This window comes from Enterobacter asburiae, assembly GCF_024599655.1.
GTDB lineage: Bacteria > Pseudomonadota > Gammaproteobacteria > Enterobacterales > Enterobacteriaceae > Enterobacter > Enterobacter asburiae_D.
Window position 1 is genome coordinate 3738076 of record NZ_CP102247.1, and the last position, 17379, is coordinate 3755454.

Genomic DNA, 17379 nt, shown 5'->3' on the forward strand with positions numbered 1-17379 from the left:
GGCTCCTTAGTCGTAATCCACGCGCAGATACCCGCGCGAGGTGAAGCGCCCTTCCGCTGGCTTATTGCCCGTCACGCTTACCGGCCAGACGCGGATCCCCACCTGCGCCTGCGCGCTGTCGTCGAGGCGGAACGGAATTTTGCTCGTCAGGTTGTTGGGCGTGAGCGGCGCCCCGCTTTCGTTGGCAATGATGAACCCCACGTCCGGGTTATCCGACACCAGCACATTATCAGAGACTTTTTCCGCCTCGACGCGCATCGTCAGCATGGCGTTCGCCTCCACGTTGGTGCATTTGATCGCAATGGTTTTGCTTTGCGATGAGACCCCCTCCGGCTTGTTACCCACGCCCGCCTTGCTGAACAAGGAGGCGCCAATGTCACCGAAATCAAACTCCACCACGTTACCGGCATTAATGGCGCAGCTTTGCGGCACCTGGATGGTTCCGCTGTAGCTGATGGTATAGACCGGCGTGGTTAACGGATCGGATGAAGTTGTGGTGACGTAGACGCGGAACATGGTGGCACGCGGGATCACCACCATGTTGATAAAACGCCGGGTCACCTTAAGACGGAAGACAAGGCTGGAGTCCTGAACGCCAAACGGTTTGTTTTTGGAGACGTTAGGATGGCTCCCCATCTGGATATAGCTTTTTGGCGGGTAAAACACACCAGCATAGCTGTCCGTGATTTTCATCGCCCCGTCCAGATAGTCGTTAAGCTTCAGATATTGATAGCCATCGCTCGTTCCCGTTACCGGGTAGTCGGTCACATAGCTACGCTTGGTGGTATTCCCGACGGTGCCCTTCGGGCAGACGGCATTCACCCCTACCCACTGCGACTTCTCGCTGAGCGTCACGACCTGCCCAATCTGGTTATTCGAGCTGTTGAATTTATCCGTCAGGTCGTAATGCACCTCCGTCGGCACGCCTTTTTCATTGACGCACACCGTCGCTAATGCGTTTGTCGCGGGCAGTAACGCCAGCAGCGACAGGGCAAAGATTTGGGTTTTAATCACAGCCGATCCCCTTAAGTGTGATTGCCTGTTGCAGGCTCTGTTCAGACAAGCTGTAAGGTGCGCGACACTGGGACTGCGCCCCGTCGCCCCACTGGATCAGCAGTTCGCCTTCCAGCGGCAGCCCACTCAGGTATATTTGTCCGTCATCCCCCACCATGCTCGTGACGCCGCTTTTGGTCTCACGCACCACCGCGCCGAACGGCACCGGCTGGTTGCCGCGCATTACCGTCAGCAGGGCGCGCACGCCAATGCGGGTATCGAAGCTGGCGCGCACCAGCGCGCCTTTGGTCGGCACCACGCTGCTCACGTTGTTTTCGATATCGGTGTTGTTGCTCATGGTGTTGGTATCCAGCGCCACGCGGTTGTAGCGGTAGACGGTGGCATACGGCATCACCGCGTAGCCTCGCCAGTCGGTTTTCACGCCGGTCTGGTTTTCAATACTGACGCCTGATGCCCCCGGCGCTTTGATCAGCACGTTGGTGTCGCCCAGCGGCTGGCTGAAGGTCACGCCGTCGGCGTGGCCGACCACCCCGCCGGAGAGCTGCCAGTTGAGATCGTGCTGGTCGCGGGAGTAGTTGTAGCCCACGCCCAGCGTGCCGTAGGTCGCCTGCCAGTTGGCGCTGGCGCTTCCGCTTGAGCCGTTGGTGCTGGCGTGCCCCTGGGTCACGCTGTAGTTCAGGTTGCGGTCCTCCAGCAGCGTTCCGCTGACGCCGGTTTGCCAGCTTGTGTCGCCATCGCTGTTTCGACTGGCGGATGCCGTCGCGTAGGCGCGGTCAATCGCGCTGTCCCGGCGATAGCCCTGACGGGTAAAGAGGCTGAACGGCACGGAGACGTTAAACGACGCGATCCGATCGGTGCCGTCTATCCCAACGGACTTGTTCCACGACCACGAGACGGAGTAGTTGATCCCCTTCACGCCGCCCGCGTAGCCCAGCTGGTACCAGAGGTTCGTCTCGTCTGTTCCCCAGTAGGTCTGCTCGCTACCGGAGATATAGACCGAGCCGTAGTCCCCCAGCGACTGAGAGACGTTGAGCTGGAAGCGGCCTTTTTTATTCCACGTCAGGTTGTGATAGCTCTGCACGTCCGGCACATCGTTATCGTTCTGGCTATCGGCATACTGATAGCCTTCCATTGAGCGCCAGGCCACATCGTCGAGGGTGTAAAACCCTTTTGTGGAGTAGCGATAGCCCAGCAGCTGGAAGTTGGTGCCGAAGCCGTTAAGGGATTTTGCGTAGAGGAAGCGCAGAGACTGCCCTTCATGCTTGCTGTCGTCCGCGAGCTGGCTGCGGGCGTGGGTGATATCGAGCGAGACCGCGCCCCAGTCACCCAGGTTTTTCCCGGCCCCGACGGCCACCGCTGTATAGCGTGACGCCAGCTGCGTGCCGCCGTAGAGCGTGTAGCCGTTGGCAAGACCGGTAACCAGGGTGCCCTGGGTGAAGAACGGCGTATCCTGATCGCTGTTCCCGCTGCGGTAATCCCCCGCGACGAGGTCGTACTTCCAGCGCCCTTCACGCTGCAGGAGCGGCACGGTGGAGTACGGCACGGTATAACGCTGCTGGGTGCCGTCTTTCTCTTCGACCGTGACTTCCAGGTCACCGCTTGAGGAGGTCGGGTTAAGATCGGTAATGGCAAATGCGCCCGGCTGGACGTAGCTTTGATAGATAACGTAGCCATTCTGGCGAACCACCACTTTGGCGGGCGTACGGGCGATCCCGCGCACGGTCGGTGCGTAGCCCTGCAGGCTGTCCGGGTACATGCTGTCAGACGAGAAGAGTCGCCCGCCGCGAAAACCCATGCTGTCGAAAACGTCATTCCCGGTATTGCTGTCGCCCAGCACCAGTTCGCTTTTAAGCGGGATAACGGTGCGCTGCGCCCAGGTGCCAATATTCTGCCACTCGCTGTGCCGCTGCCCGTTATTCTGCGTGTACCGCCATGCGCCGTTGTTACGTAAACGCCAGGCGCCATAGTTCAACCCGCTCTGCAGGTTGAGGTAATAGCTGTCGTCTTCGCTTCCCCGGTTACCGGTGAAGCTGTAGTTCACCAGCGCGGCGGGAATACCTTCATCCCACTGTTCGGGCGGAATATAGCCCCGGGCGCTGTTTTGCAACGCCACCTGCGGCAAGCTGACGTCCAGACGCTGGGAGGCAAAGTTGAATACCGTTTCGCTGCCGGGTATAGCCGTGGTCAGCGGAACGCAGGTCTCGCCCTGCACCTTAGCCAGCTCGGGAAACGCCGCGACGTTAACGCCAAAGCGATCGAGCATCGCGCGCGTAATGCAGGCCGATAAACCGCCCGCCACCGGCGGCGTGTTTTCGGCCTGCTCAAAACGCACGTCCTGGGTACCGATAAACTCATCGTTACGCCAGATATCCACGCGATAAACGCCGGGTGCCTGCTGGTGTCCTTGTTCAAAACGCGACAAATCCGCCACGCTGGCGGCGTCGTCGGACAAAAAGGCCGGGTTGAAATAACTTTCGCTCCAGCCAGCCTGCGGCCAGAGCGCAGCCATCAGCGCCAGTGCAACCGGGCAGTAACGTCTCTGGTGGTTTTTCATCGCCCTGACTCTGCTCACAGGTTGACGCTACGCGCCGGAGTAATGGCACCGTAGTCATTCACGCTCTGCCAGGAAAGCGTACCGCTGGCACCGGCTGGCAGCACCTGCTGAGCCGAGCTTTTCGGCGCAACCATCAGGTTATCCAGCTGCTGCCCGCCCAGCTTCAGATTGACGAGGGTGATGTAATACGGAGAGGCGTTGCTGACTTTGAGATGGGTGCCCGCGCGCTCAAACCGCAGCTGGGAAAGCGCCTCTTCCGGCTGCATCGCCAGGTTGTTCGGGCGCACAAACAGCTTGATGCGTGAGAGGATCGCCAGCTGCAGCACGTTATTGTTTTCCGTTTTCGCTTTGTTCACTGACGGGATCGCCTTCACGTTCATGTAAAAGAGCGATTCGCGATCGGCAGGCAGCGCCGGCCCGGCGTAAATAATACGCAGCGTGTTTTCACTGTTCGGCTCGCTAACAAACAGGGGCGGAGTAACGGCAAAGGTTTTTTCTTTTTGCCCGCTCGCATTTTCGATCCACGCGTTAATTAAATAGCGTTCCTGTTTGTTGCTGTTGGTGATCGCCAGCGACGTTTGTTTCGCCTCTGCCGGATAAATAACGCGCGTGGCCCCCAGCGCAATACCGCCGGAAGCATTTGCGCAGGCAGAAACCATCATCAAAATAAACGATAAAAAAAGTCCTGGTTTAATTAGGGCATTCATCACAACCGTACCTTTAATAATGTGTTCGCAGGTGTTATGGATAAATCAACGTAAACCAGACATCCGACTGAATTTTGCCTGGCTCGAGGTGTTCGGAAATAGCCCGATAGCGGGCGCTAAAATGGAACGCGAGCTCGCGGGTCTCGATCGGCAGCCAGCTGACGGCCGTGGCGTTTGGGATAATTTGACGCTGCTGTTCGTCAAAGAGCGCCAGCCCCACGCCGCTGCTGACAGGCGTTTCACCCGGCCGCGATGTCGCCAGAAAGACCTGAGGATCTTCTGCGGGCGTCACGCCCTGAAACTGGATCCCCACGGTGCGCGAAACATCAACGCTACAGTCCAGCAGCCGCACGGTGAAAGGCACATTCACCGTGGAAAAACTGCCCACACCGGAAAATGAATTGGTTCGGTACTGCCCCATGTCGATGCGCATATTCTGGCTGTCGGGCGCCACGGCGCAGCCGCCGTTCACCAGTTCACCCCGGAGATGAACCTTGCCACCCTCGATCACCACGGTATGCGCCGATGCCGGACAAGCCATCGCAAGGGTTAACAGCAGTAGTGTTCCAGTCCTTGTCATCCTTCGTTCCTGGCATTTGCGTATGACGGGCCTCGTCCCTGAGGCCTGAACATCCCTGTGCGGAGGAATTACTCGTATTTCATTACGAAGGTGGCGTCAGCGTTCGCCTGGCCCGGCTCGGTGGTGGCAGCCGTTGATTTATAACGCGCGGTGAACTTCAGGGTGTTAGTCCCTTCGATCAGCGTCTGCGCAGCAGAGAAGGTCGCGCCGTCTGGGGTCAGAACGCTGGATTTGCTGTCGAGGATCTCGATACCCACGCCTTTCGCGGTGTTGTCGTTGTTACCGGAGGTAACGGCCAGCAGGGTTTTATCGGTTGGGTCGATCTGACCGGTGAACGCAACAGCGGCAGTTTTGGCAACCAGCGGATCGCAATCATTCAGTTCAATGTTGAATGGAATATTAGAGGTGGTGTCGCCCACTTTGGTAAATTTCGCGGTGCGATACTGACCCAGATTAACGGTCTGCTCGGAAGAATCAGTATTTACTGAACAAGCCGCATTAACCAGCTCACCTTTAAAATGTACGGTACCGCCATTTACGGAAACCGGCGCAGCAGGATCTGCTGCATTTGCGGCACCCGCAACCAGGGCCAAAGTTGCAATAACAGTAGAAGCAATGTTGCTGAGTTTCATGTCTATTCCTTTAAAATGTAAATAACCCTTCCCGCGAATAATCGGGAATAAGAAATACGTTCAATTGAGTAATTGAAAGCTTATTTCGGAGGAGACAAAGTAGCTCAGGAAGCGATTTTTAAATATGTCAAAACGCTGCCATTTCGCCAGGTCACATCCTAATCCCGCCTAAGAAATTGACCATCCCCTAAGAAGGGTTTTTGCGTCTCGCTGATAAAAACGCGTAAAGGGTGACTGACAGCGACGCTCGCTTCTGACAAAATACACGCCATCCCCCCTTTCAAACGTTACAGACGGAATCTTCTCTCTGATGGCAGCAAAGATTATTGACGGTAAAACGATTGCGCAGCAGGTGCGCTCTGAGGTCGCGGAAAAAGTGAAGGCGCGTAAAGCTGCCGGAAAACGCGCCCCCGGGCTGGCCGTTGTGCTGGTTGGTAGCAACCCGGCATCGCAGATTTATGTCGGCAGCAAGCGCAAAGCGTGTGAAGAGGTGGGCTTCGTCTCCCGCTCTTACGATTTGCCGGAAACCACCAGCGAAGCAGAACTGCTGGAACTTATTGACACCCTGAATGCCGATAAAGAAATCGACGGTATTCTGGTTCAGCTGCCGCTGCCGGCGGGTATCGACAACGTGAAGGTGCTGGAGCGTATCGCACCGGATAAAGACGTGGACGGTTTCCATCCGTACAACGTTGGCCGCCTGTGCCAGCGCGCGCCGCGTCTGCGCCCGTGCACGCCGCGCGGGATTGTGACGCTGCTGGAGCGTTATAACATCGACACCTACGGTCTGAACGCCGTGGTTATCGGTGCGTCCAACATCGTGGGCCGCCCGATGAGCATGGAGCTGCTTCTGGCTGGCTGCACCACCACCGTGACCCATCGCTTCACCAAAAACCTGCGTCACCACGTCGAGAACGCCGATCTGCTGATCGTCGCGGTCGGCAAGCCGGGCTTTATTCCGGGCGAGTGGATTAAAGAGGGTGCGATCGTCGTGGACGTCGGGATTAACCGTCTGGAAAACGGCAAAGTGGTCGGCGACGTGGTGTATGAAGATGCCGCGGCTCGCGCCTCTTACATTACCCCAGTCCCGGGCGGCGTAGGCCCGATGACCGTTGCAACACTGATTCAGAATACGCTGCAGGCTTGCGAAGAATATCACGACGTAGAGGACGCGTAAGATGGCGACTTTTTCATTAGGAAAACACCCGCACGTTGAGCTGTGCGATCTGCTGAAGCTGGAAGGCTGGAGCGAAAGCGGCGCGCAGGCGAAAATCGTTATCGCCGACGGGCTGGTGAAAGTCGACGGCGTAGTAGAAACGCGCAAGCGCTGCAAGATTGTCGCGGGGCAGACTGTGAGCTTTGAAGGACAGAGCGTAACCGTTACGGCCTGAGCCGTCTGATGCCCGGTGGCGCTGCGCTTACCGGGCCTACGTACTGTCTCCGTTTGTAGGCCGGGTAAGGCGAAGCCGCCACCCGGCAATTTCTCTCACAATCCCCTCACACCCATCGCGGTTATTTATCGATCCACTTCAAATAATCACTATTTCATCTGTTGAAACGTGAAAATTCAGTTGCGCGTTTTTCACTCTTTGCCCACGATAAGTAGAACGTTCTACTAAAACGTTCTACTTACAATAACAGCGCCAAAAAAAGCGCTACTCGGGGGAAATCAGCATGGGTCTGATATCAGGGTTTGTTAAATCGCTGTCAAAGTTATCGATGATTGGTCGCGCCTTAATGCTGCCAATTTCACTGCTTCCCGCTGCGGGCCTGCTGCTGGCCTTCGGCGATAAGTTCCATCTGCCGCTGATGATGAACGCGGGCGGGGTTATCTTTGATAACCTGCCGATGCTGTTTGCCATTGGCTCCGCCGTGGGTCTGGCGTCTGAATCCGGTATTGCGGCGCTGTCTGCGGCGGTCTCGGTGTTTGTCACCAATATCACCATCAGCACCGTGCTAAGCATCACGCCGGAAATGGCCTCCCAGGGCGGGAAATACGCCATGGTGGTCGGTATCCCGACGCTGCAGATGGGCGTCTTCGGCGGCCTGATCTGCGGTATTCTCGCGGCCTGGTGCTATAACCGCTTCCACACCATGCAGCTGCCGGAGTTCCTGGGCTTCTTCTCCGGTAAGCGCTTCGTGGCCATTGCAACGGCGTTCCTCTCGTTCCTGATGGGGCTGCTGCTGCCGTACGTGTGGCAGCATATCCAGGCCGGTATCGACGCGCTCTCCGTGGTGGTTAACGGCGATAATCAGGCGGCGTCGACCTTTATCTTCGGTCTGGTGGAGCGCGCGCTGATCCCGCTCGGCCTGCACCACATCTGGTATCCGTCCTTCTGGTATTCGTTCGGGGATTACACCACCCAGGCAGGCCAGGTGATCCACGGCGACCAGACCATCTGGTTCAAGATGCTGGAAGAAGGGGTGAAATCCTTCAGCAGCGATACCTACCAGAACGCCGGTAAGTTCATGCAGGGTGAATTCCCGCTGATGCTGTTCGCACTGCCTGCGGCGTGCCTGGCGATGTACCACGAAGCGCATACGAAGAATAAGAAAATCGCGGCCGGTATTCTGTTCTCTGCGGCGCTGACCTGCTTCCTGACGGGGATCACCGAACCGGTTGAGTTTACCTTTATCTTCGTGGCGCCAATCCTGTACGTCTTTAACGCCATCATGGCGGGTCTGGCCTACATGACCATGTATCTGCTGCATGCGCATATCGCCAAGTCGTTCTCGGCGGGCTTTATCGACTACCTGTCGTTCGGGATCCTGCCGTCCTTTAACGGCTACCAGACCAACTTCCTGAATGCCATTATCATCGGTATCCCAATGGCGCTGATTTACTACTTTACCTTCCGCTTTGTGATCCGTCGCTTCGACGTGAAGACGCCGGGCCGTACGGAAGTGACCGCCAGTGCGAATGACAAATCCGATTCCGAACTTGCAACCGAAATCATCGGCCTGCTGGGCGGCGCGCAGAACATTGATTCCGTCGGCTCCTGCATCACCCGCCTGCGTCTGGAAGTGGCGAAGAGCGATGCGGTGGACAGAGACGGGCTAAACGGGCTCGGCGCGCGCGGCGTGGTCTTCGTCGGCGACAACGGGATTCAGGTGATTTTCGGTGCCAGAGCACAGTTTATCGCCCAGACCATGTCCACCATGATCGGCAAATAATAAGATGCCTGAACGACACGTCTCCTGTACGCTGGGAGACGTGTTTTATCTGGCTGATAATCGGCAAATTTCAGGGAGCGGTTTTGAAGAAAGTCAGCATTATTGATGTCGCAAAGCACGCGGGCGTGTCGGTCTCAACCGTCTCGCTGGTTTTGCGCCAGAAAGGGAAAATCTCAGAGGCAACGATCGGGAAGGTCAACGCTGCCATCAATACGCTGGGCTATGTTCATAACGTCGCCGCTGCCAACCTCCGCGCTAACACCTCCAACCTGATTGGCCTGATCCTCCGCGACTTCAGCGACAGCTTTTCCATCAAGGTGATGGCGAGCATCGTTCAGGAGCTGGAGAAGCAGGGATATATGGTTTTTCTCGGCCAGCCGCTGAACGATCGGGAACATCTGGAACGTACCCTGCTGTCGTTTAAGCAGCAGGGTGTCGCGGGCGTTATTTATCTCGCGTCTGACACCCGTACCTCTGCTCTGCCGGAGCAGATCCGCCAGTGTCCGCTGCCGCTGGTAGTGGTCTCGCAGTCTCTGCTCGATGAAAAATGCAATCTGGTGATGCGCGACAACCGCCAGGCGGCGAACCTGGCCGCGCGCTATCTTATCGAGCGTGGACACCGCACGATCGCCTATATTGGTGGACGCGAGGGCTGCCTTATCCGCGAGCAGCGCCTGCTCGGTTTTCGCAGCGCCATGACACAGAACGGACTGGTCTGGCGCGATGACTATTCACCGGCCTGCAGCGACGACACGCAGGCCGCCGCGATGGCGACTCGCCAGCTGCTGGAAAAAAATAACGCCATCACTGCCCTGCTCTGCCATTCGCCGGATGCCATGATCGGTTCAATTTCCGGCATTCATCAGGTGGGTCGCACCGTAGGGAAAGATGTGTTTTTAACTCAGCAGGTGGCGCTGATCGGTTTTGAAGATATGCTGCACGTTAACCTCACGTCACCTTCATTCACCTACGTCTCCTCGGCCAGTGACGAAACCGGGCGCCAGGCGGCGGGGCTGATTATCCGCAAGCTGAAAGAGCCTGATCTGCAAACCCAGCGCATTACCCTCTCCGGGCAGCTTATCGCGCGCGAATCGGCGTAAAATCAGAATTTAGCACAGGTTTGTAAAAGCGAATTCGCTGCTATATTTCCATGATTTACCATGGATAATCGTAATGCCTACCGTTATTACCCACGCTGCCGTTCCGCTTTGTCTGGGCTTAGGCCTGGGAACCAAAGTGATTCCTCCCCGCCTGCTGTTTGCCGGAATTGTCCTCGCCATGCTGCCGGATGCCGACGTGCTGGCGTTTAAATTCGGCGTCGCGTACGGCAATGTTTTCGGCCATCGCGGCTTTACCCACTCCCTGCTGTTCGCCTTTGTGGTGCCGATACTGTGTGTGCTGATCGGCCGACGATGGTTCCGGGCCAGCCTGACGCGGTGCTGGCTGTTTTTAACGGTGTCATTGCTGTCGCACAGCCTGCTGGATTCGATTACTACGGGCGGGAAAGGCGTCGGCTGGCTGTGGCCATGGTCAGATGAACGCTTCTTTGCGCCGTGGCAGGTCATTAAGGTCGCGCCGTTTGCGCTGTCGCGCTATACCACGCCGTACGGGCATCAGGTGATCGTGTCAGAACTGCTGTGGGTGTGGCTGCCGGGGGCAGTGCTGATGGGGTTGCTGTGGTGGAGGCGGAGGTAAAAGCAAAACGGCAACTCAAGTTGCCGTTTTTAGTGTTTGCACCCTCTCCCTGTGGGCTGAGGGTTCCCCAGAAAAATGAAAAGCACGATGAAGTGTGATCTACTGGTTGCGCTAACAAATCAGAAGAGACCTCATCGTGCCTTTACAGACAGTCTGCCAGAAATTTTTCTCCGCGTCTTTACCTGACATTCACAGCTTCCGGGTCAATGTCCTTGTTTCCATGGCCGTCGCCCTCACGCACGGGGCCAACCTGACCCTGACCAGCCTTGGACGTACCCTTCCCGGCAGGGCGCACGTCAAAAATAAAATTAAACGTGTCGACCGTGCCCTGGGTAATACCGCCCTTCACCGTGATATTCCCCGTATTCAGCACCTGCTCACACATACCATCACCTCCCTGATGCCCTTCTGCATGATTGCTGTCGACTGGACAGGCTGGCATGACAGGAACTGGCATCTTCTGCGGGCAAGCCTGGTCTGTAATGGGCGTTCACTTCCGCTTATGAGTGAGGTTGTTCCCGCAGAGCTGGCACAGAACAGTGATGTCCAGTGCCGCTTCCTTGACCGCCTGCATGATGCCATCCCGAAAGATAAAGCCGTCACCATCATTACGGATGCAGGCTTCCGGACAGACTGGTTCCGGCATGTGAGCCTGCTGGGCTGGCGCTTCACCGGCAGGGTCAGGGGCTGTATCAGCTTCCGGCTGGAGGATGAGAAAAAGTGGATGAAAATCAGTGAGCTTGAGGCTACCGGACAACCGGTCTGCGTGGGTTACGGTGTCCTGTCCCGTAAACCACGAACGCCCTGTTACGGCCGGTTTTATCTGCACAGGCGCCCGGAAGCAGGGCGTCACGGAAAGGGAGGAATGCCAAAAACACAGCGGGAACACCGCAGCAGCGCCCGTGAGCCCTGGCTGCTGTTCAGTAATGCAGAGGGACTGGAGCCACACCAGATAATGGCGCTGTACAGCCGCCGAATGCAGATAGAACAGAACTTCCGGGACGACAAAAGTCCCCGCTTCGGGTTCGGTCTGAGGCTGAGCCGGAGTCAGGGAAAAGGGCGGCTGGAAGTGCTGAATATGGTCGCGGCAATGGCAAGTCTGGTGATGTGGCTGGCAGGTTACAGGGCAGAAAGACAGTGTTTACACTGGCACTATCAGGCAAGCAGCATCAGGCACAGGCGGGTGCTGTCATACCTGAGTCTGGCAGAAGAAGTCATCCGGCATGAGCCTGGAAAAGTGAGACGGCTAAATATAGGTAACGAGATGAAAAAGCTGGGAAAAGAGTACAGTAATATGGTCATGGTGGCATGACCATATTACTGGGGATCCCTCAGCCCTGTGGGAGAGGGCTGGGGTGAGGGCATCAGCGCGCACTGGACTTACTTACGGCGCCAGGTCGTTCCCTGTGGGCCATCTTCCAGAATGATGCCCATCTCGGTCAGACGGTTACGCGCCGCATCTGCTGCCGCCCAGTCTTTCGCCTGACGCGCTTCCAGACGCGCGTTGATCAACGCTTCAATTTCCGCCACTTCACCGTCGTCCGCCTGCGCACCACTCTGCAGGAACACGTCCGGCTCCTGCTCCAGCAGGCCAAGCACGGAGGAGATCTTACGCAGATGGGACGCCAGCGCATTCGCCGCGGCCATATCTTCTGACTTCAGGCGGTTCACTTCGCGCGCCATGTCGAACAGCACGGAGTAGGCTTCCGGGGTGTTGAAGTCGTCGTTCATAACCTCAACAAAGCGTGCTTCGAACGCTTCGCCGCCCGCAGCAGGAACAGACCTGTCGGTCCCGCGCAGCGCGGTGTACAGACGCTCCAACGCCGAGCGCGCCTGTTTCAGGTTCTCTTCGCTGTAGTTCAGCTGGCTGCGATAGTGGCCGGACATCAGGAAGTAGCGCACGGTTTCCGCGTCGTAATACTTCAGCACGTCGCGCACGGTGAAGAAGTTACCCAGCGATTTAGACATCTTCTCGCGGTCAACCATTACCATCCCGGAGTGCATCCAGTAGTTAACGTACTCGCCGCCGTGGGCGCAGGTGGACTGCGCGATTTCGTTTTCGTGGTGCGGGAACATCAGGTCCGAACCGCCGCCGTGAATGTCGAAGTGCTGGCCAAGCTGCTTGCAGTTCATCGCGGAACATTCAATGTGCCAACCCGGGCGGCCTTCGCCCCACGGGGATGGCCAGCTTGGTTCGCCCTCTTTGGACATTTTCCACAGCACGAAGTCCATCGGGTTACGCTTCACGTCAACCACGTCAACGCGCGCGCCGGCCTGGAGCTGGTCCAGATCCTGACGGGAAAGCGAACCGTAGGTTGGGTCCGTCGGCACCGAGAACATCACGTCACCGTTGTCGGCAACGTAGGCGTGACCGCGTGCGATCAGCTTTTCGGTGATCTCGATGATTTCGTGAATATGGTGGGTCGCGCGCGGCTCGCTGTCCGGGCGCTGAATATTCAGGGCGTCGAAATCTTTGTGCATTTCGACGATCATGCGATCGACCAGCGCAACGAAGCTTTCGCCGTTCTCATTAGCGCGCTTGATGATTTTGTCGTCGATGTCGGTGATATTACGCACGTATTTCAGGGTATAGCCCAGAAAACGCAGGTAGCGGGACACCACGTCAAAAGCGACAAAGGTACGGCCATGGCCAATGTGACAGAGATCGTAAACCGTAATACCACACACGTACATGCCGACTTCCCCGGCATGGATAGGTTTAAATTCCTCTTTTTGGCGCGTCATTGTATTAAAGATTTTTAACATCGAAGATTCCATGTAAACACGTGTGTGGTTGAAAACCGGCTATTCTACCCGTAATTCAAACCCGAAGCAGCACACAATGCAAGGTGATCGCATCCTGTGGTTATGCTATAACAAGCCCCTATAGATGACCCGAACGCGGGTCGACGTACCACAATAACGGAACAGGATGCAAAAATGGTTACTTTCCACACTAATCATGGCGATATCGTAATCAAAACCTTTGATGACAAAGCGCCTGAAACAGTTAAAAACTTCCTGGACTACTGCCGCGAAGGTTTCTACAACAACACCATTTTCCACCGCGTGATCAACGGTTTTATGATCCAGGGCGGCGGTTTCGAACCTGGCATGAACCAGAAAGCCACCAAAGAAGCGATCAAAAACGAAGCGAACAACGGCCTGAAAAACACCCGCGGCACGCTGGCGATGGCGCGTACTCAGGCACCTCACTCTGCAACCGCGCAGTTCTTCATCAACGTGGCTGACAATGACTTCCTGAACTTCTCCGGTGAAAGCCTGCAGGGTTGGGGCTACTGCGTATTCGCAGAAGTGGTTGAAGGTATGGACGTGGTTGACAAGATCAAAGCCGTCTCTACTGGCCGCAGCGGTATGCACCAGGACGTTCCTAAAGAAGACGTTGTGATTACAAGCGTGACCGTCAGCGAGTAATTGGTGGCGACACTCTTTATTGCGGATCTGCATCTGCAAACAGAAGAACCGGCGATAACCGCCGGTTTTCTGCGTTTTTTACGCGGTGAAGCGAAAAGCGCCGATGCGCTGTACATCCTGGGCGACCTCTTTGAAGCCTGGATTGGCGACGACGACCCTAATCCGCTGCACCGTGAAATGGCCGCCGCCATTCACGCGCTGGTCGATGCCGGCGTCCCCTGCTACTTCATTCACGGCAACCGTGATTTCCTGATCGGCAAGCGCTACGCCCGCGAAAGCGGCATGACGCTGCTGCCGGAAGAGCAGGTGCTCGACCTCTATGGCCGCAAGGTCCTGATCATGCACGGCGACACGCTCTGCACCGACGATACCGGCTACCTGGCGTTTCGCGCCAAAGTCCACACCCCGTGGATCCAAAAGGCGTTCCTTGCACTGCCGCTGTTTATCCGCAACCGCATCGCCGCCAGAATGCGCGCGGGCAGTAAAGCCGCCAACAGCAGCAAATCCATGACCATCATGGACGTGAACCCGCAGGCCGTGGTGAGCGTGATGGAGAAGCATGGCGTCCAGTGGTTGATCCACGGTCATACCCATCGTCCCGATGTCCATACGCTGGTGGCCAACGGTGAGCCCGCCCATCGCGTGGTATTGGGTGCCTGGCACACTGAGGGATCGATGGTCAAAGTCACCCCAGAAGGTGTCGAACTGATCGCGTTTCCGTTTTAACCTTTTCTCGTCGTTTCGCTTATTTCTCAGCCACGCAACCGTTTTCCTTGCCCGTATTACATGCTATTCTCTGTGCCCTCGAAAGCAGTGTGTTTCGCACCACAGGAGTTTTAAGACGCATGTCTTCCCGCAATAATCCGGCGCGTGTCGCCATCGTGATGGGGTCCAAAAGCGACTGGGCTACCATGCAGTTCGCCGCCGAAATCTTTGAAATCCTGAATGTTCCGCACCACGTTGAAGTGGTCTCCGCGCACCGTACACCGGACAAACTGTTCAGCTTCGCCGAAAGCGCCGAAGAGAACGGTTATGAGGTGATCGTTGCCGGCGCGGGGGGCGCAGCACATCTGCCGGGCATGATTGCCGCCAAAACCCTGGTGCCGGTTCTGGGCGTCCCGGTACAAAGCGCCGCGTTAAGCGGTGTGGATAGCCTCTACTCCATCGTCCAGATGCCGCGCGGTATTCCTGTCGGCACGCTGGCGATTGGTAAAGCGGGTGCGGCAAACGCAGCCCTGCTGGCGGCGCAAATTCTTGCGACGCACGATAAAGCATTGCACCAGCGCCTGGCGGACTGGCGTAAAGCCCAGACCGACGAAGTGCTGGACAATCCGGACCCGCGGGGTGCGGCATGAAGCAGGTTTGCGTCCTCGGTAACGGCCAGCTAGGCCGCATGCTGCGTCAGGCCGGTGAGCCGCTGGGTATTGCCGTCTGGCCCGTCGGGCTGGATGCTGAACCTGAAGCCGTACCGTTCCACCAGAGCGTGATCACCGCCGAGATCGAACGCTGGCCGGAAACCGCGCTGACCCGCGAGCTGGCGCGTCATAACGCCTTCGTTAACCGCGACGTGTTCCCGATCATCGCCGACCGTCTGACGCAAAAGCAGCTGTTCGACAAGCTCGGTCTGCCGACCGCGCCGTGGCAGCTCCTGTCCGATAAAAGCGAGTGGAGTGATGTGTTCGCGATGCTGGGCGAGCTGGCAATCGTGAAGCGCCGCGTGGGCGGTTACGACGGCCGCGGCCAGTGGCGTCTGCGCGCGAACGATACCGCCGAGCTGCCGGACGACTGCTACGGCGAGTGCATCGTTGAGCAGGGCATCAACTTTAGCGGTGAAGTATCGCTGGTTGGCGCGCGCGGGCACGACGGGCATACCGTCTTTTATCCGCTGACGCATAACCTGCACCAGGACGGCATTCTGCGCACCAGCGTCGCCTTCCCGCACGCCAATGCTGACCAGCAGGCGCAGGCGGAAGAGATGCTCTCTGCCATCATGCATGAACTGGGCTATGTGGGCGTCATGGCGATGGAGTGCTTTATCACCCCGTCCGGCCTGCTGATCAACGAACTTGCGCCGCGCGTGCACAACAGCGGCCACTGGACGCAAAACGGCGCGTCCATCAGCCAGTTCGAGCTGCATCTGCGCGCGATCACCGACCTGCCGCTGCCGCAGCCGGTGGTGGACAGCCCGTCGGTGATGATCAACCTGATCGGTACCGATCTGAACTACGACTGGCTGAAGCTGCCGCTGGTGCATCTGCACTGGTATGACAAAGAGGTTCGCGCGGGTCGTAAAGTCGGTCACCTGAACCTGAACGACAGTGATACCGATCGCCTGAGCGCCACCCTGGAAGCCATAATCCCTCTCCTGCCGCCGGAATACGCGAGCGGTATTGTCTGGGCACAGTCAAAGCTCAAGTAAGACATCTGCGCCGGGGAGTTGACCTTCCCCTTCCCCGGCGTACAATCCCCGCCCATTGCTGCTGAGTTTTCTTCTGGAATAACCATGAACGATGGAACGGACTATCGCGCGATCCTCGCGTCTGATACCCCTTTAATCGACGTTCGCGCGCCGATCGAATTTGCCCAGGGCGCGATGCCTGCGGCTGTTAACCTGCCCTTAATGAACGACGACGAACGTGCCGCTATTGGTACCTGCTATAAACGCCAGGGGCCCGACGCGGCGCTGGCGCTCGGCCACAGACTGGTGAGCGGCGAGACGCGTGAGGCACGCCTCAACGCCTGGCGCGAAGCGAGCCTTGCGCACCCGGAGGGCTATCTTTGCTGCGCGCGCGGCGGCCAGCGCTCGCATATCTCGCAGGCCTGGCTGAAAGAGGCGGGCATCGACTACCCGCTGATCCGCGGCGGCTATAAGGCCCTGCGTCAGACGGCGATTCAGGTGACGATTGAGCAGTCGAAAAAGCCGATGGTGCTTATCGGCGGCTGTACCGGGAACGGTAAAACGCTGCTGGTGAAGCAGCACGCGCAGGGTATCGATCTGGAAGGGCTGGCGCACCACCGCGGTTCGTCGTTTGGCCGCACGCTGACGCCGCAGCTTTCCCAGGCCAGCTTTGAAAATCACCTTGCGGTTGAGCTATTGAAAAAAGACGCCGCGCGCTGGGTGCTGGAAGACGAGGGCCGGATGATTGGCTCCAACCACCTGCCGGAGTGCCTGCGCGACCGCATGGTTGAAGCCCCTATCGTTGTCGTCGAAGACCCGTTTGACGTCCGCCTTGAGCGCCTGCGCGAAGAGTATTTCGACCATATGTGGGCGGACTTTTCTGCTGCCTACGGCGAGGAAGCGGGCTGGAAAGAGTACAGCAAGTACCTGCATCACGGCCTGTTCGCCATTCGCCGCCGTCTGGGGCTGCAGCGATATGCAGAATTCACCGCGCTGTTAGATTCCGCGCTGCTGGAACAGCAACGCTCTGGCAGCACTGACGCGCACTTTAGCTGGCTTGCACCGCTGCTGAAGGACTATTACGACCCGATGTACGGCTATCAGCTGGAGAAAAAGGCGGAGAAGATTGTGTATCGCGGAACGTTCGCAGACATTGCCGAGTGGCTTGATCGCTGAAAAAAAGCCGGGTG

17 protein-coding genes are annotated in these 17379 nt (G+C 57.6%); 11 read left to right on the top strand and 6 right to left on the bottom strand.

Annotation, left to right across the window (positions count from 1 at the left end; all coding sequences use genetic code 11):
* Window positions 1-6: 6 nt before the first annotated feature.
* From fimH to fimA, 5 genes are all read right to left on the bottom strand, one after another.
* Complete coding sequence (gene fimH, locus NQ230_RS17855; RefSeq protein WP_121425547.1) at window positions 7-1014, bottom strand: type 1 fimbria D-mannose specific adhesin FimH; 1008 nt, start codon at window positions 1012-1014, stop codon at window positions 7-9.
* A complete protein-coding gene (locus NQ230_RS17860) occupies window positions 1007-3568 on the bottom strand; it encodes a fimbrial biogenesis usher protein (protein ID WP_159513593.1) in 2562 nt (853 codons plus the stop codon). The genes fimH and NQ230_RS17860 overlap by 8 nt, the downstream gene beginning before the upstream one ends.
* A gap of 14 nt (window positions 3569-3582) precedes the next feature.
* Window positions 3583-4275 (bottom strand): type 1 fimbria chaperone FimC, encoded by a 693-nt coding sequence (fimC, locus tag NQ230_RS17865; protein WP_257261352.1) that lies wholly within the window; start codon window positions 4273-4275, stop codon window positions 3583-3585.
* Window positions 4276-4309: 34 nt separating this feature from the next.
* Window positions 4310-4855, bottom strand: a complete 546-nt coding sequence (gene fimI, locus NQ230_RS17870; protein ID WP_024906881.1) for a type 1 fimbrial protein subunit FimI — start codon at window positions 4853-4855, stop codon at window positions 4310-4312.
* 68 nt (window positions 4856-4923) lie between these two features.
* Window positions 4924-5487 (bottom strand): type 1 fimbrial major subunit FimA, encoded by a 564-nt coding sequence (fimA, locus tag NQ230_RS17875; RefSeq protein ID WP_023310641.1) that lies wholly within the window; start codon window positions 5485-5487, stop codon window positions 4924-4926.
* Between the two features lie 310 nt (window positions 5488-5797).
* Here fimA and folD point away from each other — a divergent pair, with 310 nt between their 5' ends.
* From folD to NQ230_RS17905, 6 genes are all read left to right on the top strand, one after another.
* Window positions 5798-6664 (top strand): bifunctional methylenetetrahydrofolate dehydrogenase/methenyltetrahydrofolate cyclohydrolase FolD, encoded by an 867-nt coding sequence (gene folD, locus NQ230_RS17880; protein ID WP_008499332.1) that lies wholly within the window; start codon window positions 5798-5800, stop codon window positions 6662-6664.
* Window position 6665: 1 nt separating this feature from the next.
* Window positions 6666-6878: a ribosome-associated protein YbcJ gene (ybcJ, locus tag NQ230_RS17885; protein WP_023334767.1), complete on the top strand. Its 213-nt coding sequence runs from the start codon at window positions 6666-6668 to the stop codon at window positions 6876-6878.
* Window positions 6879-7161: 283 nt separating this feature from the next.
* Window positions 7162-8661, top strand: a complete 1500-nt coding sequence (locus NQ230_RS17890; protein WP_257258495.1) for a PTS transporter subunit EIIC — start codon at window positions 7162-7164, stop codon at window positions 8659-8661.
* Between the two features lie 83 nt (window positions 8662-8744).
* On the top strand, window positions 8745-9761 hold the full coding sequence (malI, locus tag NQ230_RS17895; RefSeq protein WP_121425551.1) for a Mal regulon transcriptional regulator MalI: 1017 nt from the start codon (window positions 8745-8747) through the stop codon (window positions 9759-9761).
* 73 nt (window positions 9762-9834) lie between these two features.
* The gene (locus NQ230_RS17900) at window positions 9835-10356 is read left to right on the top strand and encodes a metal-dependent hydrolase (RefSeq protein ID WP_213821158.1); all 522 of its coding nucleotides are present in this window, start codon (window positions 9835-9837) and stop codon (window positions 10354-10356) included.
* 136 nt (window positions 10357-10492) lie between these two features.
* A complete protein-coding gene (locus NQ230_RS17905; RefSeq protein WP_257258083.1) occupies window positions 10493-11668 on the top strand; it encodes an IS4 family transposase in 1176 nt (391 codons plus the stop codon).
* A 68-nt stretch (window positions 11669-11736) separates the two neighbouring features.
* On the opposite strand, the gene cysS is transcribed toward NQ230_RS17905, so the two are convergent.
* A complete protein-coding gene (gene cysS / locus NQ230_RS17910) occupies window positions 11737-13122 on the bottom strand; it encodes a cysteine--tRNA ligase (protein ID WP_257258498.1) in 1386 nt (461 codons plus the stop codon).
* Window positions 13123-13296: 174 nt separating this feature from the next.
* Here cysS and ppiB point away from each other — a divergent pair, with 174 nt between their 5' ends.
* The 5 genes from ppiB (at window position 13297) to mnmH (ending at window position 17365) form a co-directional block, all read left to right on the top strand.
* Window positions 13297-13791, top strand: coding sequence for a peptidylprolyl isomerase B (gene ppiB, locus NQ230_RS17915; RefSeq protein ID WP_023334762.1), 495 nt, complete (start codon window positions 13297-13299; stop codon window positions 13789-13791).
* A gap of 3 nt (window positions 13792-13794) precedes the next feature.
* The gene (gene lpxH, locus NQ230_RS17920; RefSeq protein WP_257258501.1) at window positions 13795-14517 is read left to right on the top strand and encodes a UDP-2,3-diacylglucosamine diphosphatase; all 723 of its coding nucleotides are present in this window, start codon (window positions 13795-13797) and stop codon (window positions 14515-14517) included.
* A 119-nt stretch (window positions 14518-14636) separates the two neighbouring features.
* The gene (gene purE, locus NQ230_RS17925; protein WP_045328437.1) at window positions 14637-15146 is read left to right on the top strand and encodes a 5-(carboxyamino)imidazole ribonucleotide mutase; all 510 of its coding nucleotides are present in this window, start codon (window positions 14637-14639) and stop codon (window positions 15144-15146) included.
* A complete protein-coding gene (purK, locus tag NQ230_RS17930) occupies window positions 15143-16210 on the top strand; it encodes a 5-(carboxyamino)imidazole ribonucleotide synthase (RefSeq protein ID WP_121425553.1) in 1068 nt (355 codons plus the stop codon). Before purE ends, purK begins: the two co-directional genes overlap by 4 nt.
* An 84-nt stretch (window positions 16211-16294) precedes the next feature.
* The gene (mnmH, locus tag NQ230_RS17935) at window positions 16295-17365 is read left to right on the top strand and encodes a tRNA 2-selenouridine(34) synthase MnmH (protein ID WP_257258504.1); all 1071 of its coding nucleotides are present in this window, start codon (window positions 16295-16297) and stop codon (window positions 17363-17365) included.
* Window positions 17366-17379: the final 14 nt, after the last annotated feature.